The sequence below is a fragment of the Vibrio penaeicida genome (genome assembly GCF_002933855.1).
In the GTDB taxonomy this organism is placed as follows: Bacteria; Pseudomonadota; Gammaproteobacteria; order Enterobacterales; family Vibrionaceae; genus Vibrio; species Vibrio penaeicida_A.
In genome coordinates this window covers 133,209-159,456 of the sequence record NZ_BFAQ01000034.1, presented here as the reverse complement: position 1 = coordinate 159,456, position 26,248 = coordinate 133,209, and the positions used below count along the sequence as shown (strand labels likewise).

Genomic DNA, 26,248 nt, shown 5'->3' with positions numbered 1-26,248 from the left:
ATCAGAGGTCTTTTCTATATTTGTGCTCAAGCTAATCGGAATTAGGTATTGGAACTTTTGATTCCGTATTGGGCAGCGCGTTAATGACGGCTTTCACCAACGTTGCTAAAGGAATGGCGAAGAATACTCCCCAAAAACCCCACAGCCCACCAAACACCAGCACCGAAACAATAATCGCCACTGGGTGCAGGTTCACCGCTTCAGAAAACAGCACTGGAACCAGTACGTTACCATCAAGCGCTTGAATGATGCCATACGCAACAAGAAGCCAGTAAAACTGTGGTGTTAACCCCCACTGGAATAACCCGACAATGGCCACTGGTACAGTAACTGCCGCTGCACCGATATAAGGAATCAGCACAGACAAGCCCACCGCAACCGCTAGCAAAACGGAATATCTCAAATCTAGAATGGCAAATGTTACATAGCTGACACCACCAACAATTAAGATTTCCATCACCTTTCCGCGAATGTAATTCGAAATTTGTTGGTTCATCTCGCGCCAAACTTTGGTCGCTAAACGTCGATTTTCAGGCAGAAAGCCACTCAACATCGACATCATTTCTGCTTTGTCTTTCAACAAAAAGAACACCAATAAGGGCACTAAGATAAGATAAACCGCAAGTGTTGCAATGCTTACAAGTGAAGCCAGTGAACCTTTCACCACGCTTTCACCTAAGCCAAGAACTTTGTTCTTCGCATTCGAAACAATGGATTCGACAATTTGAAGGTTAGCTAGTTCTGGGTACTTTTCAGGAATTGAAGCAATAAACCCTTGAAGACCGTTATACATATTAGGGATATCGTTAATCAAGTTACCTACTTGGCTCCATATGGTTGGCATTAAACCAAAAACAGCCATTAGCATAAGACCTAGAAAAGCCAACACCACAATAGGCACTGCCGCCGCACGAGGCAGCCCCAAACGGATCATTTGCATTACCGGCCATTCAAGCAAGTAAGCAATCACTATTGCGACTAAAAGCGGCGCAATTAAATGTCCGAAAAAGTAGATGGTGGCAAAGCCAAACAGAAGGATGGCAACCAAGCTTACTGCGTGAGGGTCGGAAAAACGTCGCTTGTACCAGCGGCTGACCATATCGAACATTAGGAATCGCTCTCTCTTACTACGGTTAAAGTGGACACACACTCATTCTCTTCCAAATGGACCGAAAAGAGGGATGAAGAAAAGTATCGTAACATATCTTGTATTGAGCTTTTATCATGTACTTGAATGACCAAGGTTTCTTTCTCTTTTAAGCTTGCTGCGTGACGCTTCGCTAGAAGCAACGCCATTGGGCAGCGTTCTTCACATAAATCAAGCGTGTAGCTGTTCATTCTTAGCACCAATACTTACTATTGTGCCTGTATTGTAATAGCATTTGGACCTATGGTCTCCCACTTCATTCGCAGAAGTGGAGATGATCATACCGAAATGTTTGAGCTCTTTATGTTTTAAACTGCGCCCATTGATGAAATAAATAGCAATCAAAAATTGATAGGCGAACCATATCTGTGTTCAACAGTCCAATTACACGATACGACATAAAAATGACAATGTAATGGAGCAGAATGTTTAAATTTACTCGTTCAACCCTTTGCCTCAGCATGGCCGCTCTTCTGAGTCAGCCAACTCTGGCGCAGAATTCGGGGTATGAATTACCAGATATAGGAACGGCTGCTGCCTCGACACTGACGATCGATCAGGAATCGTTGTATGGCGATGCTTACATGCGCATGTTGCGCAGAAGCCAACCCATCGTACATGATCCAGTGTTAAACGAGTACATTAGTACCATTGGTCATCAACTCGTTGCTAATGCTAATGATGTAAAAACGCCGTTTAATTTCTTCCTTATCCAAGATAGAGACATCAACGCCTTTGCCTTTTTTGGTGGATACGTTGCGCTCCATTCTGGGCTGTTCCTACATGCGCAAACAGAAAGCGAATTGGCTTCTGTACTTGCTCATGAAATCGCACATATTACTCAGCGCCACCTAGCGAGAGCAATGGAAGACCAAGCTCGTCGTTCTCCGGCTACCATCGCTGCGTTAGTGGGTTCTTTGTTACTTGCCGTTGCCGCACCTCAAGCGGGTATAGCCGCGATTGCAGCCACTCAAGCAGGGATGATTCAAAGTCAAATTAACTACACTCGCTCTAATGAAAAAGAAGCTGATCGCTTTGGTATTGTCACCATGTCTAAAGCCGGTTTCGACCCTCAAGCCATGCCACAATTTTTTGGTCGATTGGCGGATGAGTTTCGTTATGTGAGCAAGCCACCTCCAATGCTGCTGACGCACCCATTGCCTGAAGACCGAATTACAGATTCGCGCGCAAGAGCACAGAGCATGCCTCCAAATCGATTGGGACCATCCATTGAATACAACCTAGCCAGAGCACGTATCATCGCACGGCACGCTGGCATCGATAGTGAAGCAGCTATTGATTGGATGGACAGAAGGCTCAAAAAAGCACATCGAGATATCGTACCGACATTGAAATACGGTAAAGCCCTCGCATTGCTCGATATGAAAAAACTGGATGAAGCAGAAACGCTGTTAGTGCAGTTAGACAAACAAGATCCAAACAACAATTTTTACCTAGACGCGCTTTCAGACTTGTATTTATATAAAAAAGAATACGATAAAGGGCTCGCTATGCTAAAAAAAGCATTAGATAAAAAGCCGAATAACCCCGTACTTGAAATCAACTACGCTAACTTGTTAGTTGAAAGCGAAAGATACGATGAAGCGACTCGGCTTTTACAACGTTACACCCATACTCACCCAGAAGACGTGAACGGCTGGGCAATGCTTGCGGATTCTACCGGTCAGCAAGGCAAACGAGACGAAGAGGCAGCGGCGCGAGGCGAGATTTTTGCTTTAAAAGCGGATTGGAAGCAAGCCATCAGTTTCTATGCCGAAGCCAGTAAACTGGTAGAGCTTGGAAGCCTAAAACAGGCGCGATATGATGCGAGAATTGACCAACTAGGGCTGCAACGCGATCGCTTTTACGCCCTTCAAAATTAGAAAAGATAGGCACTTAGAAAACATAGGCACTTAGAAAAGATAAGCACCACAGCCTGAGAACTCACCGTCTGTTAGCTCAAACCGTGTGCAAAATAAAAAGTTAATAAGGAATCCCCATGTCAGTATCGATTTATCATAACCCTCGCTGCTCAAAAAGCCGACAAACACTAGCTTTGCTTGAAGAAAAAGGCATTGCACCAGAAGTCATCAAGTATCTGGACACCCCTTTAAGTGTTGATCAACTGAAAACCGTTTACGCACAGCTGGGTTTGAGTTCCGTACGAGATATGATGCGAACCAAAGAGGCGATATACAAAGAATTGAGTTTAAGTGATGAATCCCTCACTGATGAACAGCTCTTTGAAGCTATGGTCGCCAACCCTAAATTGATTGAGCGCCCTATTGTCATTAAAGGCGGCGCTGCTCGTCTTGGCCGACCACCAGAACAGGTTCTGGAAATTTTATGAGCATAAAGGTTGTTGTCCTTTATTACAGCCGCCACGGAAGCACCAAAAAGCTGGCTCGCCAGATTGCCCGTGGCATTGCCTCTGTTGAACAGTGTGAAGCGCTGATCCGAACGGTCAATGAAATTTCAGACAGTTCCGTCAATTCAGGTAAGCTCGCAGCAGCACCAGACGATCCTATTCTCACGCTTGACGAGTTAAAAACATGTGATGGGCTTGCGATGGGCAGCCCAGTTTGGTTTGGAAACATGGCGGCACCACTCAAACATTTCTGGGACACCTCAACCCCTCTTTGGGTAGGTGGCGACCTTATAGATAAGCCAGCTTGCGTATTTACGTCTTCCTCTTCCATGCACGGCGGTCAAGAAACCACACTTCAAAGCATGATGCTTCCGTTGTTTCATCACGGCATGATGCTATTGGGTATTCCTTATTCTGAGCCCGCTTTGCACACGACATCACAAGGTGGTACTCCTTATGGTGCATCCACTATTGGTAGTCAGATACAATCAAATCAGTCAGATGAAGGGCAGTTAGCTTTTGCTCTTGGAAAGCGTCTGGCAGAGTGTGCAAAAAAACTGAAAAGCTAGGGTTAACCGCCCTAAGGACTCTGTATGACGGAATCTCAATCTATTAAGTATCGATACTTAGCGTTAGCTGGAAACATTGGTCTTTTAGGCTGGGTTGCTTTATGGCAAATCAGCCTATCTCCTCACCCTCATATCAATAGCCTTACATTAGCGCTTGCATGGTGTGTCCCATTACTGCTGCCCTTACCGGGTATTTTAGCAGGTAAACCCTACACGCACGCGTGGGCTAATTTTGTGTTGATGTTGTATTTTCTGCATGCGCTTACCATTTTGTATGTCAATGAAGGCGAGCGATGGCTTGCGGTAGTGGAGCTTTTATTAACCACTATTGCCTTTGTTGGAAACACCCTTTATGCGCGGCAAAGAGGGAAAGAATTAGGTCTAAAACTCACGAAGCTTTCTGAAGTAGAGAAACAAGAAAAAGCACGTTTTGAGCAGTAGAGATTTGAAGAGTTAATACTTGAATAATCAATAATTCAATTATCGGAAAAAAGAAGAAGAGCTGCCAATCGGCAGCTCTTCTTCTATATACGTGTACTTCTTGTGTGTGCGTACTTCTCTTAAGAACTATTTATCCATTTAGGGGCTAATAATTTTTAAGTATCAAAATTCACTAACCTACCGCTTAAAGACCAAGCCACTCATACACCAAGTCCGCTTTTTCTTCAGGAGCCGCTTCTTCGATTACTTCAGCTTTGATGTTTGAAACGCCATCAACTGTTGCCGACTCTTCAACCGCTGTATCGCCCGTTTGTACAGGGATTTCTGAAATATCCCCTTCAACTGAAGGCTCAGCACTGACTAACTGCTCTACGGTTTCACCTGTAGTAACGTCTGTTTCCACCATGTCTTCAGCAGCGAATTCGGATGCGATAAGCTCAGGCTCAGCTGTTTGTGGGTCGGTAGATTCTACAGGCGTACTTTCAACAATTTGCTCTTCTTGATTTTCAACGTAAGCATCCAATGTGAACGCTCTCACTTGTTTAAAGTTTTCTAATTCACGCTGAAAATCCACAACTGGAGCAAGCAAATTGACTTTAAAAGTGACATCGTTACCTTTGATTTTTAAGATCTCTGTCGACGCAACCGAGTTCAAACCTTCAAACAAAGACTCCAGTTGGAAGAAATCACGTGAACCTTTAACGTCTAAAAATTGAACTGTCACGCTTTCTGTCGACACATCCGAAACCTGAACCGCACTTTTACTCGCAAAGTAATCGCTGATGCTATCTACTACCGATTGAAGCGTAGAATTAAATTCACCACGCTCCTGCCCCGACATAGGAGACTGTTGAGAACCAAGCATCTGCTCTGGTGATTGGTCGAATAGAGTCCAACGCACAGATGCTCTACCAGAGCTTAAGTGTTGCACTCTTAGAACCAAAACCGCATCCGCAGGGTAACGTGAGCTGGCTTTACTGATTGGTTCAACAAAGCCCCCCCAAATTTCTGGTGCGGAGATCCCTGTAACATCATCAAAGTCACCAACTGGGACAGTAATGGGTAAGCCTCGAGAATCGGCATACTGGTTCAACAGTTTAGTAACGTTAGATCCACTCTGCTCCCACACTATTTGGCGTTCATAGCGATCTTCTTCAATAATCCACATTAAAATGGAAGCGCGATTTTCAGACCAATATGGTAAGCCCGCCTGAGTCAATAACCCCTGAACTTGTCTTGGACTAAAAGCTACTTTTAACGTTTCTTGCCCATCTAATTGCCCGAAGCTAATTTGAGAAAGATAAGGACCCGTGCTCTTTTTCGCTTTTTCGATAACCGGATTACTGGCAACGGCTTTTTGTCCAGATGCCTTAATAAGAACCTGCTCTAATCCTTGGGCTTTCGCAAGATCCTCTGCATTTTCTTCTTCCGTCAATACAATTTCAGATTGGAATACGTCCACTTTAGTTAAAGCAAAGCCAGGAAAAGCCAGCAAACTCAACAACAAACAAGCTATCCGATTCATAAATTCTCTGTCACAACGTGAATGAACCTCAAATGATAAGCAACTCTCAATGTTGGGGCAAGGAAACATCGCGAATACAGTGACATCCCCCTTCACTGGAATAATTATCTCTGCATACGAGATCTATAGACATTTTTTGACCTATTTATCAAAGCAATCGTTTTCTTAGTGATAAAATCCTGCAAATTTTAAAAATGGAAGAGAATCATGACTCAAATACTCCAAGGTACCCAAATGCTCTTTGTTGCATTTGGCGCACTCGTGCTCGTCCCCTTACTCACTGGGCTCGACCCTAGTGTGGCTCTATTCGGCGCTGGCGTAGGCACCCTTTTATTCCAATTTATAACTCGTCGCACCGTTCCGATTTTCCTTGCATCCTCTTTCGCGTTTATCGCTCCTATCATGTATGGCGTACAAACGTGGGGGATTGCTTCCACCATGGGTGGGCTTATGTGTGCAGGCTTGGTTTACGTTGCATTAGGAGCGGTGATCAAACTGCGGGGCGTTGGAATCGTCCATAAGCTGTTACCCCCCGTCGTTGTTGGCCCGGTCATAATGGTGATTGGGCTGGGGCTTGCGCCAGTCGCGGTCAACATGGCTTTAGGAAAAACGGGCGATGGGGCGGTTCAGCTTATCGATGGCAATACCGCCCTTATTATCGCTTCTGCGTCTCTAGCCACCACCATTGCTATCAGTGTTTTTGCCAAGGGCTTCTTAAAGTTGCTGCCTATTTTTGGAGGCATCGCTGTCGGGTATTCGCTCAGCTTACTGTACGGAATTGTCGACTTTACGCCCGTTGCTCAAGCAAGCTGGCTTTCCCTTCCCAATTTCACGACGCCAGAATTCAACATTAACGCGATTCTTTTTATGATCCCTGTCGCCATTGCTCCAGCAGTTGAACACGTTGGTGACATGCTCGCGATTTCCAATGTGACTGGGAAAGACTACCTCAAGAAGCCAGGGCTTCACCGCACCATTGCTGGGGACGGCGTCGCAACAATGGCCGCATCGATGGTGGGCGCTCCACCCAACACGACATACAGCGAAGTCACTGGCGCGGTTATGCTGACCAAATCTTACAACCCTGTCATCATGACATGGGCGGCAGTAACAGCTATTATTCTCGCACTCGTAGGGAAGCTTGGTGCGCTGCTACAAACCATCCCTGTCCCTGTAATGGGTGGCATTATGATTTTATTGTTCGGCTCCATCGCCACTGTAGGCTTAAATACACTGATTAAAAATCATGTTGATCTCCACAAATCCCGAAACCTCGTGATTGTCGCGGTGACGCTAGTCTTTGGTATTGGCGGAATGGCTTTCGGGATTGGTGAGTTCAGCTTACAAGGCGTGAGCTTATGCGGTATCGTGGCCATTGCGTTAAATCTAATTTTACCTAAAGACATGGGTGAATCTCATGTCGTAGATAACGCTCAGATGGAAGAAGAAACAAGTAAATAGCCAAGCATCTGATAACAAATGGAGGCAGTAATAAATGACTGCCTCTATTTACTTCAGAGTTTTACCAAAGGTAGAGACTCTATAACCACCCCTGACTTAAACAGTATTTCACTAATCCCGCCGTTGTTTTTATGTTCAGTTTCTTTTTCACTCGCAATCGGTGTGTTTCAACCGTTCGGACGCTAATGCACAGGGTATTAGCGACAGATTTGTTACACTCCCCTTCCGCAATCAACAGCAAAACGTCCTTTTCTCGCGGGGTTAGTTGCGTATTTACCTGGTCGTCATGTTGACTGAATGCTTGAAAGAGTTGCTCTGAAATGCCTTTGCTAAAGAACGTCCCACCACTCGCAATCACTTCTAGCGCTTTAATCAGTTCATTCGAAGAAATGTCTTTGCATATGTAGCCACTCGCTCCACATTTAATAGCCGACATGACGTATTCTTCTTCTTTGTGCATGCTCAGAATGACCACTTTTGAATTGACACCTTGCTTATTGAGGGTTTCGAGCACTTCGATGCCCGTCATTTTTTCCATTGAAATGTCGGTAATCAAAATATCTGGTTCTTTTTCCAACGTCACTTCAACCGCTTCCACCCCATTCTCAGCGGTGCCGACAATTGAAAATTGTTCCTCACGACGTAAACGCTCAACTAATGCGTCTTGGAGCAACGTATGATCATCCGCTAATACAATCGTAGTCATACTTCGCTCCTTTCATCGTCCATCGAAATCGCAAAGGTCACCCGAATTTCCGTTCCGTCATCCGGGTCGCTGTTCACTTCTAGTTGCCCACCAATTAATTCTATTCGTTTACGGATGTTGGTCAGCCCCATACCTGATTCAATGGTTTTATTTCGATTTTCTACATCCGATAGGTCAAACCCTTTACCGTCATCCGCTACTGTGAAAATAATTTGAGATTTCTCTTCTTGGAGGACGATATCGATCGCATTCGATTTTGCGTACTTCTCTGCATTGTGAATGGCTTCTTGAGCCACTCGATAGAGCGCGTGTTCGACATTACGAGAACAAAGGCTTTCATCTATCTGGTGTTCGAAAACCACATCAATGCCTGAACGGGTTCGGCATTCCTTAGCCAAATTTTCAATAGCAACCACCAACCCAAAATCGTCTAGTACAGCGGGGCGAAGCGCTTTTGCAATGCGGCGAATTTCGTCCATCGCTAAATCGACACTTTTTCGACCTAAGTCCGTTTGCATTAAGATTTGATCATTTGGATTGGCGTTTTCGATATTTTCAAACCGCATTTTGGTGGACACTAAAATCTGATTGATTCCATCGTGTAACTCGCGAGAAACTCGTGCTCGCTCCTCTTCCTGCATATCGATGAGTTGTTTGTTGAGTAACACAAGCTGTTTATTCGCGAGCTCACTTCGGTTGATGTGTACCACACTGACCCACCCAGCAACCAATACGCACGTCAAGAAGATGAAAATGGAAAGCTCCAATAGGAAGGAATCCAATTCGTGTTTTTGAACTGGTGAAATGGATTTGAATTCACTGTTTACATAGATGTCTTCAGCCATTTCCTCTTGAACGGCTCTGGCAACTTTATCCGAATACTCTTGCGTGAACAGCGGATCGGTTTCGGTGTAGATGTGCGCCAAAATGTAAATCAACATCAGCAATATCGGTATCTGAGAAAGAACAATCGTTCTCTGCTTAAATCGATTTTCTTCTTCTGTCATTTTTCACGTCCTGTACGTAGTACTGCGTACATTTCATCCATGAATGTACGTCTACAAATTACGCTGTCTTACGAATTTAATAAATATTTACATATTCGTAACATAAAAACCAAGACATGGCATGCAAGGCGAAAAAATCGCCTAATTCAAGGAGTGAAGAATGAAAAAGCACATCGGAAAATCGGCCATTGCATTGGCAGTGACAGCCACGTTTATGGCATTACCTGCCCACGCAGATAAAGTTCTACTGAAAACCCCACTGGCTATTGGCACTCACTTACCAGCACTCGGCACCCCCATGAAATGGGTATCCAAGCAATTGCCCATTGCCTCAGGTGGCACCGTAAAAATGAAGATTTATGAACCGGGAAAATTAGTCGCAGCCAATGAAATCTTAGATGCGGTTTCTTCCGGTAAAGTAAATGCAGGCTATACCACCGCGGGTTACTGGAAAGGGAAGATTCCAGCTGCTCCGTTGTTTTCTGCCGTACCTTTTGGTCCTGAAGCCCCTGAATACATGGCGTGGCTGTATTTCGGTAACGGTAACAAGCTTTATCAAGAAATGTACGACCAAGCCGGATACAACGTCAAAGTACTCCCCTGTGCGATCAACTCACCAGAAACCTCTGGCTGGTTCGCGAAACCCATAAACAAACCGGAAGATCTGAAAGGTCTCAATATGCGCTTCTTTGGGTTGGGCGCACAAATCATGGAGAAGCTAGGTGTCAGCACCGTTCAACTGCCAGGTGGTGAGATTTTCGGGGCACTTGAGAAGGGTGCCATTGATGCCACCGAGTTTTCACAGCCTGCCATCGACCACCGATTGGGCTTCCATAAAATCGTGAAATACAACTACTTCCCTGGTTGGCACCAACAGTCGACAGTATGGGAACTCCTGATCAACAAAGACACATGGAACAAAATGGACAGCGATCAACAATCGTCTGTTGAAACCGTTTGTATGGCATCCATGACCTACTCCATGGCTGAAGGTGAGTCACTGCAATATGACGCAATGATTAAAGCTCAGGAAAACGGCGTGAAACAACTTTATTGGAACGACGACATGTTGAACCTGTTCGAAAGCACATGGCTCGAAGTCGTTGAAGAACAGAAGAAAGATGCCTTCTTCAACAAAGTGTGGACGGATCTGACTCAGTTCCGTGCGAATTACAAAGTCTGGTCTGACAAAGCGTTTTTGCCGAGAACGGGAGAGTAATCCCCATCGAAAAGTACACTCAAGCCGCACTTGTGTGGCTTGAGTGATTTCTTCCGTTTTTCAGAAAGGTTCGTCGTTTTGAATCGTACTCACATTAACGCACCTGCTCCAATGGCCGACAGAATGGATGCGTTTATAAGAAAAGTAAGCCATGGCATTGCTTGGGTTTACGTAGGTTTAGTCTTGGTCATTTTAACTCAGGTTATTCTTCGAAAAGGGTTTTCCCATGGCTTGATCGCGCTAGAGGAATTTCAGTGGCATTTGTACGCCATTGGCGTGTTGTTTGGTCTCGCATACGCCGAAATAACCAATTCACATGTCCGCGTTGACATTTTTTATCATCGCTTCAGCGCCAAGGCTAAAGCTTGGATAGAGATTGTTAGTGTCGTCTTGTTTCTTATGCCATTTATTCTGGTTGTGTTCCTTCATTCTATCGATTTTGTTTATGAGTCATGGAGGGTCAGCGAACGCTCTAACGCCCCATCTGGGCTGCCTTTTCGTTGGCTCATTAAATTGACCATCCCGCTAGCCTTCTCATTACTCGCACTTGCGGGGCTTTCTAAGGTGATTCGCTCGTTTGCCACAATCCGAAAAGGGGCCAACCGTGGAAATCAATGAAATTCTCATCATAAGCATGTTTGGCAGCTTTATCCTTTTGCTTTTTTTAGGTATCCCAGTGGCGTGGGTGCTAGGTGGAATTGGCATTATATTTGGCGGTCTGGCGTATTTCTCAGATCTGTACCTAGACACCATCACGGGACTCGACTTTCAAACGCTCGGACTTTTAGTTAACCGCCTATATAAGATCATGGATAACTGGATCCTAGTCGCCTTGCCCATGTTCATCTTCATGGGGAATATGCTGGACAAGTCTGGGGTAGCTGATCGGCTGATGTTCTCTATGCAAGCGATGTTTGGAAAAGTACATGGTGGCTTAGCGATTACCGTCGTTTCTATTGGCATTATCTTAGCCGCATCAACCGGAATCATTGGGGCTTCGGTGGTGCTGCTCGCAATGATGGCCCTGCCTTCCATGCTCAAACAAGGCTACAGTAAGCCTTTGGCGCTCGGAACCATCGCTTCTTCTGGTTGCCTTGGAATATTACTTCCTCCATCTATCATGTTGGTCATCATGGCGGATCAATTGGGGTTATCGGTTGGTGATTTGTTCATGGCGGCGGTTTTTCCGGGGCTTGCTCTTGGGGCAATGTATATATTCTATCTCCTCATTTCGGGGGTGCTAAAACCCAATGCACTGCCGTTACCGGATACCGCTGAAAAAGTATCCTTAAAAATTATTTGGCAAGTCGTCAAAGCAATCATACCCACGTTGCTGCTCATTCTTGCGGTGTTAGGGTCCATATTTGCAGGTATTGCGACGCCGACAGAAGCATCCGGAGTTGGTGCGGCTGGAGCAACCTTACTGGCTATATACTACAAACGGTTTTCCCTCAAAATACTGAAAGAAGTCACCATTGAAAGCTATAAAACCACGGCTTACATCTTTGCCATTTTCATTGGGGCGACCTGCTTTTCACTGGTCTTGCGAGAATTAGGAGGGGATGAATTTATTGAAAGTATTTTTCAACAGCTCCCCTTTGGTCCCTATGGCATTATCGCTTTCATCCTCTTGATGGTGTTTCTACTGGGCTTTTTTCTTGATTGGATTGAAATCACGCTGATCATTTTGCCGTTGTTGGCGCCGGTTGTTGCGGGATTGGATCTGAACATTGGTCAATTTGCTGGCATCGATGACCCAACAACGGTTTGGTTTGTCATGCTTGTCGCCATGACGTTGCAAACCAGTTTCCTAACGCCACCGGTTGGATTCGCACTGTTTTACTTGAAAGGAGTGTGTCCACCAGAGATACAACTGTCGGATATATATAAAGGGGTAATACCATTTATTCTGTTGCAACTTTTAGCGTTGTTGCTGATTTTATTCTGGCCGAGTATCGCGCTGTGGTTGCCGTCTATCGCCTATAACTAAACGGATTATTGCTTGTAGCCGAATGATAATAAATAGAAAGAAGGGGGGACTTCTTCGACTCATATCTCCAATTTGCACTGCGTTGATTAGTGCGCTTTGTAGGAAACCCAGGCTAACCATTTAGCCTGGGTATTTTTTCTCTAGAAAAGAGTTAATAAACGGTACGGTTACTTAGTTACTTAGTTACTTAGTGCCAAAAATCTTATCGCCTGCATCACCAAGCCCAGGAACGATGTAGCCTTTGTCGTTAAGTTTTTCATCAATCGCGGCTGTGTATAGCTCCACATCTGGATGTGCTTTTTTCAATGCTTCTACACCTTCAGGTGCAGCAACCAGCACAAGTACCTTAATCGACTTACAGCCTTTTTCTTTCAAAAGATCAATAGTCGCAATCATCGAGCCGCCAGTCGCCAGCATTGGGTCAACCACTAAAGCAATACGCTCATCAATATTTGACGCCAGTTTGTTGAAGTACGGTACCGGTTCGAGTGTTTCTTCATCACGGTAGATACCAACAACGCTGATACGTGCACTTGGCATGTGCTCCAAAACACCATCCATCATGCCTAGACCAGCACGAAGGATTGGCACAACCGTTACTTTTTTGCCTTTGATTTGATCCACTTCAACAGGACCGTTCCAACCTTCAATTGTCACACGTTCCATTTCGAAATCCGCGGTGGCTTCATAAGTAAGTAGGCTACCTACTTCAGTCGCAAGCTCACGAAAACGTTTAGTGCTGATGTCACCTTCTCGCATTAAGCCCAGTTTGTGTTTAACTAATGGGTGCTTTACTTCAACAACTTTCATTTCCAACTCCAGCAAATTTTAATAAACTTTCAGATTATACCTAACTGGTCGGAATAGTTACAGAGTTGCAGACCTTTTACTTGCCTAGCTAACTGACTGTAAAAACAATAAGTACCCAGCCTTTACGTGGCTTGATTTGAGAGACAAAAACGCGAAGAAAAAAAACTGCGCAAACGTTTTCCTTTTCTTTTCAACCCCTGTTAGAATAGCGCCGTTTTTCACATCCAACCTATGACGAGGACATCCCCGTGAGTGGTAACAACTCTTCTCTAAGTTATAAAGACGCTGGTGTAGATATTGATGCTGGTAATGCTCTGGTAGACCGAATTAAAGGTGTGGTAAAGCGCACTCGTCGTCCTGAAGTAATGGGCGGTATTGGTGGCTTTGGCGCACTATGCGAATTACCAACTAAATACAATGAACCACTGCTAGTGTCTGGAACAGACGGCGTAGGCACGAAACTTCGCCTAGCATTGGATATGAAAAAACACGACACCATTGGTATCGACTTGGTTGCAATGTGTGTGAACGATCTTATCGTTCAGGGTGCAGAACCTCTTTTCTTCCTTGATTACTACGCAACAGGCAAGCTAGATGTTGATACTGCAGCAGACGTAGTTGCTGGTATTGGTGAAGGCTGTATTCAAGCAGGCTGTGCGCTAATCGGTGGTGAAACCGCTGAAATGCCAGGCATGTACGAAGGCGAAGACTACGACGTCGCTGGCTTCTGTGTCGGTGTTGTAGAAAAGTCTGAAGTGATCGACGGCACTAAAGTTGCCGCTGGCGATGCACTTATCGCGGTAGGCTCTAGTGGTCCTCACTCAAACGGTTACTCTCTAGTTCGTAAGATTCTTGAAGTTTCTGAAGCGGATTTAAGCGAAGAGCTAAACGGACGTACTATTGGTGAGCAACTGCTTGAACCAACGAAAATTTACATTAAATCAGCACTTAAGATGATTGCGGAGCACGATATTCACGCGATCTCGCACATCACAGGTGGTGGTTTCTGGGAAAACATCCCACGCGTTCTTCCTGAAGGCACAAAAGCGGTTGTCGATGGCAACAGCTGGGAATGGCCGGCAATTTTCTCTTGGCTACAAGAGAAAGGCAACGTTGAAACTCATGAAATGTACCGTACCTTCAACTGTGGTGTTGGTCTGATTGTTGCTCTACCAAAAGAGCAAGCAGCAGCGGCAGTTGAACTGCTTAAAGCAGAAGGCGAAAACGCTTGGGTTATCGGTGAAATTGCATCAGCAGCAGCTGGTGAAGAGCAAGTAGAGATTCGCTAAGCCATGAAAAATATCGTTGTCTTAATTTCCGGAAATGGCAGTAACTTACAGGCAGTTATTGACGCCTGTGAAAATGGAAGCATTGAAGGAAAAGTCAGCGCCGTTTTTTCTAACAAAGCTGACGCTTACGGATTGGAACGAGCAAAACGCAGCGGGATTGATGCCCGCGCTGTCAGCCACAAAGATTTTGAGTCGCGTGAGGCATTCGATTTAGCGCTAATGGGCGAAATCGACCAATACCAGCCCGACTTAATCATTCTTGCTGGCTACATGCGTATTCTGAGTGAAGGATTTGTTCGTCACTATATGGGTAAGATGATCAACATTCACCCATCTCTTCTGCCGAAGTACCCGGGTTTAAATACTCATCAACGTGCAATAGATGCTGGCGATGAGGAACATGGAACCAGTGTTCACTTCGTTACAGAAGAGCTAGATGGCGGACCGGTTATTTTGCAAGCAAAAGTCCCTGTATTCGAAAGCGATTCAGCGGAAGCTTTAGCAGAGCGTATCCAAACTCAGGAACACCGTATCTACCCATTAGTTGCTCAATGGTTTGTAACCAACAGATTAGCAATGCAAGACGGTAAAGCGGTTTTGGATGGTCATATCCTAAGCGAGAATGGCTACGCGGAAGAATAAATTGCTAACATGTTTGTTGGCAATGTTTGTTCGAAAGTGTTTATTCGAAAATACTTGATAGAAAAAAGGTGACCACTCGGTCACCTTTTTTGTTATCGGCAGATATTTTTGATAAAGCTTTAACATAAGCTCAATCAAAACTGAACATGCTTTCGAGATCGTGCCGAGAATACGCTTTGAAGGCCAACATGGTATCGGTTTTGGTGATGCCTTCTATTTTGATCATCTCTTCTGTTACAAGCCGAGACAGATCATCTGCTTTATCTACTCGAACAATCGCAATCAAATCAAAAGCACCACTTACAGAAAAGACTTCCGACATTTCTTTTAAACCCGCGAGCTGCTCCGCGACGGCGTTTATTTTATCTCGCTCAACATTGAAAAAAATAATTGACGTTAACATGGGATTTTCTCCTATCTGTTATCCGTAGTAGCGACATCTTGATGTTGTATACACCCAAGTAAACTCAAGACAGTAGCTTTCCACAGTTGGGCACCTTAGCCTCCAACCCTAGAGTAGTCAGAATCTGATGCGTGGTTGCAACCGCGGCAGAGATGACAGGTATCCCACATTCATCTTCCACGGCTTGTATTGCTGCCAATGAAGGCATTTGAACGCAAGCAGACAAAACCAATACATCAATGCCCGTCAGATCTAACCGCTTATATATCTCGACCAGATTCATAGGGTCTTGGGCTGCAACTTCTAAATTGCTGGGGATTTCGAGCGACACAGAATCGTGCACTTCAATGCCTTCGTACTCGATGTAATCACAAACCAATTGAGTGAGCGGTTTCATATATGGGGTAATCAACGAAATCCGTTTGGCATTCATTAATTTCAAACAATCCACCAGCGCACCTGCTGAACTCACCACTGGTGTCGGGTAGCCGTTAGATTGAGTCACTTCATGCAACCTTTTCTGGCTTTCCCTATGGTAACCATTGCCTTGCGCCATAATGGCAACAAGGCAGGCGTAACCCATAACATCCACATCCGCGTCCGACAACTCTAATGCACATCGGTCGCTGTCGCTGTCCATGGATTTAAGTTCTTCTGGCGTGACATGCTTCATTCTCATTCGGCTAGAATGAAACGAAAACCTCTCAGGAAACACCTCTTCCCTTGCTCGCAACATAGCTGGAATTTCACGCTCCATCGTGAGGTTAGAACTGGGCACAATTTGCCCAATTTTGAATGTTCGACTCATGACTGCGCCCCAATGTTGACTACAGGGTTTCTAATCACCCCGATTCCATCGACACCACACTCAATTACGTCACCAGGCCACATCCACTCTTGAGGTTCACGACCAGCCCCTACTCCTGAAGGTGTTCCCGTTGCGATGATATCCCCAGGTTCTAGGGTGATACCCGTTGAGATATCGGCAATGAGCGTGGGGATATCAAACAGCAAATGCTGGGTGTTCGAACGCTGCTTTTCCTCGCCGTTTTTGGTTAGCCATAAGTCGAGATTATGCGGATCTTCGATTGAATCCGCCGTCACAATACACGGTCCCATCGGCGCATAAGAATCCTGACCTTTGGAGAAGATCCATTGACCAGCTCTGCGATTATCACGAGCAGAAACATCATTGATTACGGTGTAACCAAATACGTGAGCCATGGCATCTTCTTTTTTAATTCGCGTGGCGCGCTTACCGATAATGACCGCTAATTCCACTTCCCAATCCAATTGCTGAGTCATTGCTGCGTTATGTTGAATAGATTCACCAGTGGCGATCACGCTGGTCGGTGGCTTAGAAAACACAACTGGCTTGTCAGGTAGATCTTTTGACGTGTCCAACGACTTTGCCGATTCAGCAACATGCTCCACGTAATTTAAGCCGATACCAAAAATGTTTTTTCTTGGTTTCGGAATAGGAGCCAATACCGTGACATTTTCTTCTGCGGTGGCTATTCCATTAGGGCGGTTTGCCTGTGTTTCTTCTAACGCTCGAGTTATCGCCGCTAAGCCATCTAGGCCTTGGTCGATCAATTCAAGCATAGAGTTGGGGAAGGTTTGACCGACTGCGCTTCCCAACTTTTCGACATCCACCACCATGTTATCTAGAACCACACCCAATCGGGCTTCACCTTGGTGCCCATTTCTGTACGTTATAAGTTTCATTTACTCATCCTTTAGTTATTTGAACTGACAAAAAACGGAAATTAGGCCACCACAACCTGATGCCCATTGTTGTCGACCAAGCCTTGCTCGACATAAAACCCTAGTTTCCTGATCGTCGGTAAATCATTGAAAGAAAAAAGACAAGCATCTTCAGAAGACGATGTATTGACGTGCTCATGCCACATCCATGTCGGGATACAGAAAATGTCTTTCTCTTTCCAATCGAATCGTTGTCCATTGATGATGGAATACCCAGAACCCTTAGCCACTTGGTAAATAATGTTGCCTGTATGGCGATGTGCTTTGGTGTGCTCCGATGGTCGCAAAAGTTGTAGGCTTGCTCCCATAGTAAGCATCGGATCGTCTCCATTTAGAGGGTTCATATAACGCATCATGACCCCATCGTATGGTGAGCCATCGGTCACTTTTGAATAATTCAGTAACGCTTCATAGCTCTGGTCCCATGAATATTTCATGAGTGGCGAATAGGGTTTATCCCACTTGTCCAACTCGGGTCGTAAACCCGGTGCTCCATAGGTGAGTGGGCTGTCATTTTTTGGCAGATCAACTGTTTGATAGCCCTCAGGGTGAACGGCATAAAAATTGGATTCCAACACATTGGTTAGCGGGATATCTAACCCGTCTTGCCACATACTGGTTTCGCCATCTTCAGCAACACCATGCTCGTGCCATGTTCCATTCGGTGTAATGACAAAATCACGCGCCCCAAGGTCTATTTTGTGACCATCAACAATGGTATAGGCCCCTTTTCCTTCCATGATGAACCTTAAAGCTGATGCCGCGTGTTTATGTGCCCCAGCTCTTTCTCCCGGTTGCATCACTTGCAAACCAGAAAACAACCAGCCACAAGCCGCACTCACTTCGGTACGCTTGGGGTTTTTCAAGTACACCACGCGTCTTCCGGCGTCTTCTGGGCTGACCAAATCAATTGATTTCAAGACCAGTTTTCGCAGTTCTTCATTTTTCCAAACCACAGGCTCAGATAACGCTTTGGGTTCCCACGGTTCTATATTGTTGGCGACTTTCCAAAATGCACCGGTGTTCTGCCCATCTAATTCGGAATAGTAAGCCTCTAACGCATCACTATCTGTCACTCTCGACCTACCCAATTGGTCATCCGTTCGATCTTGGTTACTGTCTAAGCTTTCTTTAAAGTTATTCATATCTATCACCCTATATCTTCTGTCCTACCCCGTATCAACTAAGAACCTTGAGTGGTCAATGTTTCGGTAGGATCATCTTTGGCTAACTCTTGAATATCAGATTGAAAAATCGGCTGCTGCTTTGCTTGGTTGATCGTGAGCTGGAAAATGTCAAACCGGTTGTAATGCCCAACGATGTCGTGCATTTGCTTGGGTTGAATACAGCGCGCTAGGTCGATGTCGGCATACGCAATGCCTTCTTCATCGATCAACTCATCGCCTACCGCCCTGCCATCAGGACCAATAACACCGGAATAACAGCTGGATTTCCGTTCCATTAACTGGCGAGCATCGGGACGAACTTTCTCCATCTCATTGATGATTTCTTCTGAGATGGTTGAAGTAGAAACAACGGTAAACACCTTGCCTTCGAAGGAATGCGACATCGCTCTGAGCTTGATGGCTTCCGCCATGTCGTAATCAGGGGGGGCGACCGGAAGCGAAATGTAGCTGGCGGTATGCACCAATTCACCTTGAGCCAATAAACTGTATCGCGCTAACGTATTGGTGTTTTCACCGCACGCAAGACCACCTAAGGGACCAATATCGGTGTCGTAAACCGTTAAGCTAGAACCGTCGCCGCCCGTCCAAGTGAGTTTTTCAGCCCATGTAGGAACCAGCTTACGATGTTTCCCCATGATCTGACCTTGAGGGTCAATAAACACCAATGTGTTGTATAAGGTGCCGAGCGATGTTTTTGATCGCTCGTTGACGCCAATCACCACGTAAGCATTAGCCGCAGCGGCAGCAGCGCAAACCACATCGATTTCAGGTCCGGGAACAAAAATGGACGCTTTGATGAGCTTTTCGAACCACTCACTGCCCGAAACCGGATCAGTAATCCAATTCCAATATGGGTATCCGGGTACAAAGGACTCGGGAAACACGATCAGCTTTGCGCCATTGTCTGACGCTTCGGCGATCAGCTGAGCAGCTTTTTCTACCGTGCCCTCGGCATCGAGGAAAACGGGGCTTGTTTGCACAGCAGCGGCTCTAAATTTTGGAAACTCTTTCATCATGCCTCCTCCATTTCCGTCGACATCAGCGACACGATTTTTTCTCGTATTGCTCCACTCCATTCACAGGACTTGCCGTTTGAATCAACATTGACCAATGTGAGTGATGACGAAAATCGCTCTTCACTTTCGCAAATCGCTTTCACATCCACATCCATACTGGAGTGCCCAAGGCGCTTAGGTTCTAGAGAAATATGTAAGTATTCTCCGTGCCTGCTCGGCGAATGAAAACGAGTACAGATTTCGGCGGTAGGCAGCCCACCTGTTTTGAGCAATTCTTCGAATGGCATCAATAACGCTTCAGCGAAAAACATCTCAACGACATCATTGATCATCTCAAAGTATCGAGGATAAAAGACAATGCCAGCGGGATCGCAGTGCTTGAAAAGGACTTTCTGTTTCACAATATAAGTCATCGTTATACCCCTAAGCGTTCATTTAAGGTTTCGTCATCGAGCATGTCTAAACGACCTTCCCACACGCTCTTTCCTCGCTCTAAAATCACGGCACGATCAGTGATGGTCGATAGCTCTTTTATCGATTTATCTATGATGAGGATGGCCATGTCTGACTTGTCTTTGAGCGCTTTAATCGCTCCCCATATTTCTTGGCGAACAATGGGGGCAAGACCTTCTGTTGCCTCATCCAAAATCAACAATTTTGGGTTGGTCATTAGCGCTCGGCCTATCGCGACCATTTGCTGCTCCCCACCCGACAGTGTTTTGCAAGGCTGGTGCTCTCGCTCTAAAAGGCGTGGAAACAGCTCGCCTACTTTGTTGAAGTCCCAATACCCGGCGCGGGAAGCAACAATGAGGTTTTCATGCACCGTTAAACTGGGGAAGCAGCGTCGCCCTTCTGGCACTAATCCAATGCCTAACCGGACAGCTTCAAAAGACGCCATCGAATGCAAAGAGCGATCGAGAAAGCGTATTTCGCCTTGGGTATCCGTCAGCATTCGGCAAATGGATTTAACGGTTGTGCTTTTCCCCATACCGTTACGCCCCATCAATGCGACGACTTCTCCTTTATCAACGGTTAAATCGACACCAAACAAAGCTTTGGACGGACCATAAGAGGCTTGTAATCCAGAGACTGTGAGTAAATTCATGTCATGCTCCTTCCTCTGCAGATTCCTCGCCCAGATAAGCTCGGCGAACATCAGGGTGTGATCGAATTTCATCCACTGTGCCTTTTGCGATGACCTCGCCATACACCAGCACACTGATGGAATCTGCTAACGCGAAAACGGCGTCCATGTCGTGTTCGACAAGTAGAATTGGAGCATCAAATTTCAACTCCGACAGCAATTCCGTCATTTCCAATGCGCCCTCACTCCCTAGGCCTGCCATGGGTTCATCAAGCAGAAACACTTTGGGTTTCAGAGCGAGTGCCATTGAAAGCTCCAAACGACGGCGCTCTCCGTGTGCAAGTTCTGCAGCAGGCACTGACATGCGTTGCTGAAGCTTAGTTTTTCCAGCAAACTCCGCTGCTTGTTCATTCAAGTGAAGATCCGATTCCCAATGCTTAAAGAAATGAAAACAGGCGCGTTCACGCCCTTTCAGAGCAAGCAGGATGTTTTCCATCACCGTGAATTCCGGCACAATCGAGGAGATTTGAAAGCTTCTTCCTAACCCCATTCGTGCTCTCTCCACCACGCCTAATGCGGTGATGTCCTGCCCTAAAAAATGAATTGTCCCTTCGTCGGGTTGAAGCTCACCCGCGATTTGCTTAATCAAAGTGGACTTTCCGGCACCATTCGGACCGATCAAGGCGTGTATCTCATTTGGAGCCAAGTCTAAAGACACGTTTTGCGTCGCCTTTAGCGCTCCAAATGATTTCGATAGTCCTGTTAAAGACAAAACGGAATTACTCATGAGCCGACTCCTTCTTAGACAGAATCGACACAATACCGCCCTTAGCAAACAGGACGACAAACAGCAGAATCGCGCCCAAGTAGATGTGCCAGAAGTCGCTTAAGCCACCAAGTAGGTATTCTAAAAAGACAAATACTCCGGCTCCGGCGACGGGTCCAAATAACCGCCCAACACCACCTAAAATGACGAAAATCATAATTTCACCACTCAGCTGCCAGCTGAACATCTCAGGGCTCACGAATCGGTTTAAATCGGCATACAACGCACCAGCCAACCCCGTGATCATCCCTGAAATCACAAAAGCAATAAGTCGAACTTTAAAGGGGTGAACACCAACAGCTTCCACCCGCCCGGGGGCTTGTCGCACCGCTTTCAACACCATGCCAAATGGCGAGTACCTTAGGCGAGCGGTGAAATACAGCACGACCGAAAGCAAGACAAAAGTAATGAGGAAAAATTGCAGAGGATCCAGCGTATCCAGCCCAGGGAAGGTGTTTCTCGTATAAATAACCAGCCCATCTTCACCGCCATAGCGAGACCAACTGATGGCAAAGTGGTAAAGCATCTGGCCAAAGGCTAGGGTCACCATAATGAAGTAAACGCCCGAGGTTCTAAGAGACAACAGCCCAATCACGAACGCCGCAATCCCACTGCTTATCAGAGCAACAAGCCAGATAATCGGCATAGACTGCGTGCCTGAGACGGTTATCACCCCTTCATACAACGGCAAATAGTCTTGTGCGTGACTGGCAAGAATACCCATGGAATATCCGCCCAGCCCAAAGAAAGCCGCATGACCAAGGCTGACTAACCCGCCATACCCTAAAGCGATATTTAAACCAATGCCTGCTAACGCAAAGATAACTACTCGCGTAGACAGCGTGATAAGAAACACTTCCCCCACCCAATGCGCGACAATAGCAATGCAAATAAGGCTCAGGTAGAGCAGTGCATTCAAAGAAGTTGAAGACAATGGGCTAACCAATGTAAACGGATTAGAACGTATCATTGCGATGCTCCATAAAGACCGGTTGGTTTAAACAGCAATACCAAAGCCATTAAGATATACACCAGCATCGAAGCGATGGTGGCACCCGTTTCATGCGCTTGTGTACCAAAAAGCGAGATGAACATAATGGGCAGTAAATACCCCCCAAGGGTATCCACTAAACCGACTAAAATAGCGGCATAGAACGTCCCTTTTATTGAACCGATCCCACCAATCACTACGACCACAAAAGCGGTAATCAAAACAGGTTCACCCATGCCAACTTGCACAGACTGTATCGCCCCAACTAGCGCACCCGAAAGCCCAGCTAATGCGGCACCAATAGCAAATATCACGGTGTATAATTTGGAAATATTCACCCCTAAAGACGCGATCATTTCCCTATCACTTTCCCCAGCTCGAATCTGGATACCCAGCTTGGTTTTACTGATCAAAAGGTGCATACCAATGGCAATGCACAACCCTATAACAATCAGCACCAAACGATAGAGCGAGTAGTTAATCCCTCCAGGAAGCGTCACCGGACCCGACAGATAATCGGGTATCGATAGATACAGGGGGAATGACCCAAATATCAGCCTTGTTCCTTCAGAGAAAATGAGGATGAGGGCAAACGTGGCCAGCACTTGATCTAGGTGGTCGCGCGCATACAGTTTTCGCATGACGGTAAATTCCACCAAAACCCCAACAAGCCCAGAAACAATCACACTGGCTGCTATGCCAGCAAGAAAGGACCCAGTGATGCTTGCTACATAAGCCGCAGCGAATGCGCCCACCATATAAAGGGAACCGTGCGCCAAGTTAATGAGCCCCATCACGCCAAACACTAAGGTCAGCCCCGACGAGACAAGAAACAGCATGACACCGAGCTGTATCCCGTTTAACAATTGCTCGATAATGAGGAGTAACGACATCTTCTCACCTTTACCTTGGGCTAAAACTTGCACTCAGGAGAGTACGCATCTCCATGATCGGTCAGTACCGTGGCAACCGTTTTGTTTGTGTAGATGTCGCCTTCTTTCACGACTTCTCTCACAAAGTAGTTTTGAATCGGGTGATGGTTACGCCCAAATTTGAATGCCCCTCGGACCGAAGAAAAGTCCGCTTGTTCTAGTTCTGCTCGGAAGAGATCGGGGTTGGAAATAGACGCTTTGGCATTTACGTTGGATAGCAGGATTGCAGCGTCGAATCCTTGGCTTGCATAAAGGGATGGCAATCGACCGTGCTTTTCCTTAAACGAAGAAACAAACGCTTTGTTCGCTTCGTTATCAAGATCTTTGTTCCACTGAGAAGTATTGTTTACTCCTACCGCGGCTTTACCCACTGCCGCTAAAATGGTTTGGTCGAAACTGAACGCAGGACCAATTAAAGGAATACCAACACCGCTGTCGGCATATTGTTTAAGAAAAGAAACTCCCATTCCGCCCGGTAAAAAGAAATACACGCTATCTGCACCCGATGCGCGAATTTGAGCGATTTCAGAGGCGTAATCGGTTTGCCCTAGCTTGGTCTTTATCTCACCCGCCAATTCACCACGGTACAATCTTTTGTATCCGTTCAGTGCATCTCTGCCGGCAGGGTAGTTTGGTGCCATAATGAAGCTTTTCTTGTACTGTTTGGAATTCGCAAATGCGCCCGCTGCTTCATGCAAATTGTCATTCTGCCAAGCGACATTAAAATAGTTTTTGTGGCAGCGTTTGCCTGCCAGTAAAGAAGGTCCCGCATTGGACGAAATATAAAATTTCTTCTGAGAAAGGCTGCTTGGAATCACCGCCATCGCAATATTGGAAAAAACGATCCCAGTTAAGACATCCACTTTATGGGACTGAATCATTTTGTCTGCGACTTTGATGGCAATGTCCGGCTTGCGCTGATCATCCTCGACCACAACAGAAATATTACCCTTGCCCGCTTGTTCAATCCCTAATAGAAACCCATCGCGAATATCAATACCTAGTGCTGCGCCACCACCTGAAAGCGTAGTAATCAAGCCCACTTTGAGCTCATTCGCATAGGATGACGAGATTGAAAAAAATAACGAAACCACTATTGATAAATATATTTTTAATTTCATAGCATTGTCCTTATCCACCACACGAGATGGTATTTGCCTACTTAATTAAATTAGTTAAGCCAACTTAAACGCTCGTTAGCTTGTGTTTTTGCACTTTCCCTGTCTTTGTCTTTGGTAACTCTTCAATAAATTTTATGGATCTTGGGTATTTGAATGGGGCGATGGTATTTTTGACGTAGTCTTGTAGTTCTTTAATGGTCTGATCTGAAGGCTCTGTATTTTCTGCTAATACAATATGAGCTTGAACAATCATGCCTCGCGCATCATCTTTTGTGCCAATCACAGCGCATTCTTTTACATAGGGATGGCTAAGGAGCGCCGATTCCACTTCTGGTCCAGCGATGTTATAGCCAGAAGAAACGATCATTTCGTCGTTACGAGAAACGAAGTGAAAGAAGCCTTGTTCGTCTTTGTAGAAGGCATCTCCCGTTATATTCCAACCTGAAGAGACGTAATCATGTTGGCGAGGATCATTGAGGTATCGACATCCTGTTGGGCCGCGAACCATGAGCCTCCCCACTTCGCCCACCGCGGACTCTTCACCCTTCTCGTTCACGATTTTGGCTTCGTATCCTGAGATGGGCTTTCCTGTTGAACCTGGGGCATGATCGTCTAGGCGATTAGAAATAAATATGTGCAACATTTCTGTTGCGCCTATTCCATCGAGCAGCGGCTTTTTGGTTTTCTCAAACCATTCTTTATAAATAGGAGCCGGAAGCGTTTCACCAGCAGACACAGCCACCCTTAACGAAGACAGATCCGCGTCTTCTTCCATGCCTTTCAACATCACTCGATACGCAGTTGGTGCCGTAAAGCAAATCGTTGCTTTGTACTTATCAATGATTTCAATGATGTTAGTGGGAGACGCATTTTCTAACAGGATGCTTGATGCACCGAAACGCAACGGGAATATTGCCAATCCCCCCAATCCAAAAGTAAAAGCTAACGGTGGGGATCCCACCACAATGTCGTCGGGTGATACTTGCAACACTTCCCTTGCATAGCCATCCGCTATCAGAAGCAAATCTCTATGGAAATGCATGGTCGCTTTGGGTTTACCTGTGGTGCCAGACGTGAAAGCGAGCAAGGCAACATCGTCTCGCCCTGTTTTTACTGGGCTAAATTTCACCGATTTTTCTAATGCCATTCTGTCGAGCTGTGCATCAAAATTTGAGCTCCCATCGAATCCAACAACATGCTCCAAACATGGGCTGGATTCTTGGCACTTTTCAAGTTCATCCATTAACCGAGAGTCGCATAATGAATACTTTATTTCGGCTTTTTCAACGATTTGAGCCAGCTCGGATGCTCTTAGCATCGGCATTGTATTGACCGCAACGCCTCCCGCTTTAGTGACAGCTAACCAACATGCGACAAACGCTGGATTATTCGCTGAACGGATCAACACTCTGTTCCCAGGAACGAGCCCTAAATCCTCAACCAGAACATTCGCGATCCGGTTACTCCAATCCAATAGCTCTTTGTAGGTTCGTCTGCGCCCATTCCCGATAAGAGCGGTATGGTCGCCGAACCCGATTGCGACCATTTTGTCGGTCAGTTCTTCGGCGACATTGAGGTATTCTGGGTAGCGCGATTCCGTATACAGCAATTCTGGCCACTTCTCAGCAGGTGGCAGATTGTTCCGTGTAAACGGATCGACATGTGCGGTTGGTCCTAACATAGTTTTCCCTCACTACGCGTTATATAGACATTGCATCAATCGCTCTGTCAATAATCGACAGATAAT

Annotated in this window: 28 protein-coding genes; 10 read left to right on the top strand and 18 right to left on the bottom strand. The window is 45.9% G+C overall.

Annotated elements, in window-relative coordinates:
• Positions 1-31: 31 nt before the first annotated feature.
• Together VPNCDNU1_RS20460 and VPNCDNU1_RS20455 are read right to left on the bottom strand one after the other, a co-directional pair.
• The gene (locus tag VPNCDNU1_RS20460; protein ID WP_104402040.1) at positions 32-1,108 is read right to left on the bottom strand and encodes an AI-2E family transporter; all 1,077 of its coding nucleotides are present in this window, start codon (positions 1,106-1,108) and stop codon (positions 32-34) included.
• Positions 1,108-1,338 carry a sulfurtransferase TusA family protein gene (locus VPNCDNU1_RS20455; RefSeq protein ID WP_104402039.1) on the bottom strand — a complete coding sequence of 77 codons (231 nt, stop codon included), beginning with the start codon at positions 1,336-1,338 and terminating at the stop codon, positions 1,108-1,110. Before VPNCDNU1_RS20455 ends, VPNCDNU1_RS20460 begins: the two co-directional genes overlap by 1 nt.
• 234 nt (positions 1,339-1,572) lie before the next feature.
• Between VPNCDNU1_RS20455 and VPNCDNU1_RS20450 the strand changes: the two genes are divergently transcribed.
• The 4 genes from VPNCDNU1_RS20450 to VPNCDNU1_RS20435 all read left to right on the top strand — a co-directional run bounded on the left by VPNCDNU1_RS20450 (position 1,573) and on the right by VPNCDNU1_RS20435 (position 4,525).
• On the top strand, positions 1,573-3,030 hold the full coding sequence (locus VPNCDNU1_RS20450; protein ID WP_104402038.1) for a beta-barrel assembly-enhancing protease: 1,458 nt from the start codon (positions 1,573-1,575) through the stop codon (positions 3,028-3,030).
• A gap of 116 nt (positions 3,031-3,146) precedes the next feature.
• Complete coding sequence (arsC, locus tag VPNCDNU1_RS20445) at positions 3,147-3,497, top strand: arsenate reductase (glutaredoxin) (RefSeq protein WP_104402037.1); 351 nt, start codon at positions 3,147-3,149, stop codon at positions 3,495-3,497.
• Entirely contained in the window at positions 3,494-4,084 is a 591-nt protein-coding gene (gene wrbA / locus VPNCDNU1_RS20440) for an NAD(P)H:quinone oxidoreductase (RefSeq protein ID WP_104402036.1), read from the top strand. Before arsC ends, wrbA begins: the two co-directional genes overlap by 4 nt.
• Positions 4,085-4,108: 24 nt before the next feature.
• Entirely contained in the window at positions 4,109-4,525 is a 417-nt protein-coding gene (locus VPNCDNU1_RS20435) for a DUF2069 domain-containing protein (protein ID WP_104402035.1), read from the top strand.
• Between the two features lie 184 nt (positions 4,526-4,709).
• On the opposite strand, the gene VPNCDNU1_RS20430 is transcribed toward VPNCDNU1_RS20435, so the two are convergent.
• On the bottom strand, positions 4,710-6,050 hold the full coding sequence (locus tag VPNCDNU1_RS20430; RefSeq protein ID WP_167404845.1) for a DUF2066 domain-containing protein: 1,341 nt from the start codon (positions 6,048-6,050) through the stop codon (positions 4,710-4,712).
• A 207-nt stretch (positions 6,051-6,257) separates the two neighbouring features.
• Between VPNCDNU1_RS20430 and VPNCDNU1_RS20425 the strand changes: the two genes are divergently transcribed.
• On the top strand, positions 6,258-7,511 hold the full coding sequence (locus VPNCDNU1_RS20425; protein ID WP_104402033.1) for a uracil-xanthine permease family protein: 1,254 nt from the start codon (positions 6,258-6,260) through the stop codon (positions 7,509-7,511).
• Positions 7,512-7,590: 79 nt separating this feature from the next.
• Here VPNCDNU1_RS20425 and VPNCDNU1_RS20420 read toward each other — a convergent pair whose 3' ends face one another.
• Positions 7,591-8,217, bottom strand: coding sequence for a response regulator (locus VPNCDNU1_RS20420; RefSeq protein ID WP_104402032.1), 627 nt, complete (start codon positions 8,215-8,217; stop codon positions 7,591-7,593).
• Complete coding sequence (locus VPNCDNU1_RS20415) at positions 8,214-9,224, bottom strand: sensor histidine kinase (protein WP_104402031.1); 1,011 nt, start codon at positions 9,222-9,224, stop codon at positions 8,214-8,216. Before VPNCDNU1_RS20415 ends, VPNCDNU1_RS20420 begins: the two co-directional genes overlap by 4 nt.
• A 214-nt stretch (positions 9,225-9,438) precedes the next feature.
• Between VPNCDNU1_RS20415 and VPNCDNU1_RS20410 the strand changes: the two genes are divergently transcribed.
• From VPNCDNU1_RS20410 to VPNCDNU1_RS20400, 3 genes are all read left to right on the top strand, one after another.
• Entirely contained in the window at positions 9,439-10,443 is a 1,005-nt protein-coding gene (locus VPNCDNU1_RS20410) for a TRAP transporter substrate-binding protein (protein ID WP_237322445.1), read from the top strand.
• A gap of 111 nt (positions 10,444-10,554) precedes the next feature.
• Entirely contained in the window at positions 10,555-11,061 is a 507-nt protein-coding gene (locus VPNCDNU1_RS20405) for a TRAP transporter small permease subunit (RefSeq protein ID WP_104402065.1), read from the top strand.
• The gene (locus tag VPNCDNU1_RS20400; RefSeq protein ID WP_104402030.1) at positions 11,048-12,433 is read left to right on the top strand and encodes a TRAP transporter large permease; all 1,386 of its coding nucleotides are present in this window, start codon (positions 11,048-11,050) and stop codon (positions 12,431-12,433) included. The genes VPNCDNU1_RS20405 and VPNCDNU1_RS20400 overlap by 14 nt, the downstream gene beginning before the upstream one ends.
• Positions 12,434-12,616: 183 nt before the next feature.
• On the opposite strand, the gene upp is transcribed toward VPNCDNU1_RS20400, so the two are convergent.
• Positions 12,617-13,243, bottom strand: a complete 627-nt coding sequence (upp, locus tag VPNCDNU1_RS20395) for a uracil phosphoribosyltransferase (protein ID WP_104402029.1) — start codon at positions 13,241-13,243, stop codon at positions 12,617-12,619.
• A gap of 248 nt (positions 13,244-13,491) precedes the next feature.
• On the opposite strand from upp, the gene purM reads away from it, so the two are divergent.
• Positions 13,492-14,532: a phosphoribosylformylglycinamidine cyclo-ligase gene (gene purM / locus VPNCDNU1_RS20390; protein WP_104402028.1), complete on the top strand. Its 1,041-nt coding sequence runs from the start codon at positions 13,492-13,494 to the stop codon at positions 14,530-14,532.
• Between the two features lie 3 nt (positions 14,533-14,535).
• Entirely contained in the window at positions 14,536-15,174 is a 639-nt protein-coding gene (gene purN / locus VPNCDNU1_RS20385; RefSeq protein ID WP_104402027.1) for a phosphoribosylglycinamide formyltransferase, read from the top strand.
• 130 nt (positions 15,175-15,304) lie between these two features.
• Here the strand turns inward: purN and VPNCDNU1_RS20380 are convergent, their stop codons facing one another.
• From VPNCDNU1_RS20380 to VPNCDNU1_RS20325, 12 genes are all read right to left on the bottom strand, one after another.
• On the bottom strand, positions 15,305-15,577 hold the full coding sequence (locus VPNCDNU1_RS20380; RefSeq protein ID WP_104402026.1) for an Lrp/AsnC family transcriptional regulator: 273 nt from the start codon (positions 15,575-15,577) through the stop codon (positions 15,305-15,307).
• A 64-nt stretch (positions 15,578-15,641) separates the two neighbouring features.
• On the bottom strand, positions 15,642-16,385 hold the full coding sequence (locus VPNCDNU1_RS20375; RefSeq protein WP_104402025.1) for a maleate cis-trans isomerase family protein: 744 nt from the start codon (positions 16,383-16,385) through the stop codon (positions 15,642-15,644).
• Positions 16,382-17,305 carry a fumarylacetoacetate hydrolase family protein gene (locus VPNCDNU1_RS20370; protein WP_104402024.1) on the bottom strand — a complete coding sequence of 308 codons (924 nt, stop codon included), beginning with the start codon at positions 17,303-17,305 and terminating at the stop codon, positions 16,382-16,384. The genes VPNCDNU1_RS20375 and VPNCDNU1_RS20370 overlap by 4 nt, the downstream gene beginning before the upstream one ends.
• Before the next feature lie 41 nt (positions 17,306-17,346).
• On the bottom strand, positions 17,347-18,489 hold the full coding sequence (locus VPNCDNU1_RS20365; RefSeq protein ID WP_104402023.1) for a cupin domain-containing protein: 1,143 nt from the start codon (positions 18,487-18,489) through the stop codon (positions 17,347-17,349).
• 38 nt (positions 18,490-18,527) lie between these two features.
• On the bottom strand, positions 18,528-19,547 hold the full coding sequence (locus VPNCDNU1_RS20360) for a carbon-nitrogen hydrolase family protein (RefSeq protein WP_201797143.1): 1,020 nt from the start codon (positions 19,545-19,547) through the stop codon (positions 18,528-18,530).
• Complete coding sequence (locus tag VPNCDNU1_RS20355; protein WP_104402022.1) at positions 19,544-19,960, bottom strand: acyl-CoA thioesterase; 417 nt, start codon at positions 19,958-19,960, stop codon at positions 19,544-19,546. Before VPNCDNU1_RS20355 ends, VPNCDNU1_RS20360 begins: the two co-directional genes overlap by 4 nt.
• Positions 19,961-19,962: 2 nt before the next feature.
• Positions 19,963-20,652 carry an ABC transporter ATP-binding protein gene (locus VPNCDNU1_RS20350; protein ID WP_101115716.1) on the bottom strand — a complete coding sequence of 230 codons (690 nt, stop codon included), beginning with the start codon at positions 20,650-20,652 and terminating at the stop codon, positions 19,963-19,965.
• Between the two features lies 1 nt (position 20,653).
• Positions 20,654-21,418 (bottom strand): ABC transporter ATP-binding protein, encoded by a 765-nt coding sequence (locus VPNCDNU1_RS20345; protein WP_104402021.1) that lies wholly within the window; start codon positions 21,416-21,418, stop codon positions 20,654-20,656.
• Positions 21,411-22,427, bottom strand: a complete 1,017-nt coding sequence (locus VPNCDNU1_RS20340; RefSeq protein ID WP_104402020.1) for a branched-chain amino acid ABC transporter permease — start codon at positions 22,425-22,427, stop codon at positions 21,411-21,413. The genes VPNCDNU1_RS20345 and VPNCDNU1_RS20340 overlap by 8 nt, the downstream gene beginning before the upstream one ends.
• Entirely contained in the window at positions 22,424-23,341 is a 918-nt protein-coding gene (locus VPNCDNU1_RS20335; protein ID WP_104402063.1) for a branched-chain amino acid ABC transporter permease, read from the bottom strand. Before VPNCDNU1_RS20335 ends, VPNCDNU1_RS20340 begins: the two co-directional genes overlap by 4 nt.
• A gap of 20 nt (positions 23,342-23,361) precedes the next feature.
• The gene (locus tag VPNCDNU1_RS20330; protein WP_104402019.1) at positions 23,362-24,501 is read right to left on the bottom strand and encodes an ABC transporter substrate-binding protein; all 1,140 of its coding nucleotides are present in this window, start codon (positions 24,499-24,501) and stop codon (positions 23,362-23,364) included.
• A 64-nt stretch (positions 24,502-24,565) separates the two neighbouring features.
• Positions 24,566-26,182, bottom strand: a complete 1,617-nt coding sequence (locus VPNCDNU1_RS20325) for an AMP-binding protein (protein WP_104402018.1) — start codon at positions 26,180-26,182, stop codon at positions 24,566-24,568.
• Positions 26,183-26,248 lie beyond the last annotated feature (66 nt).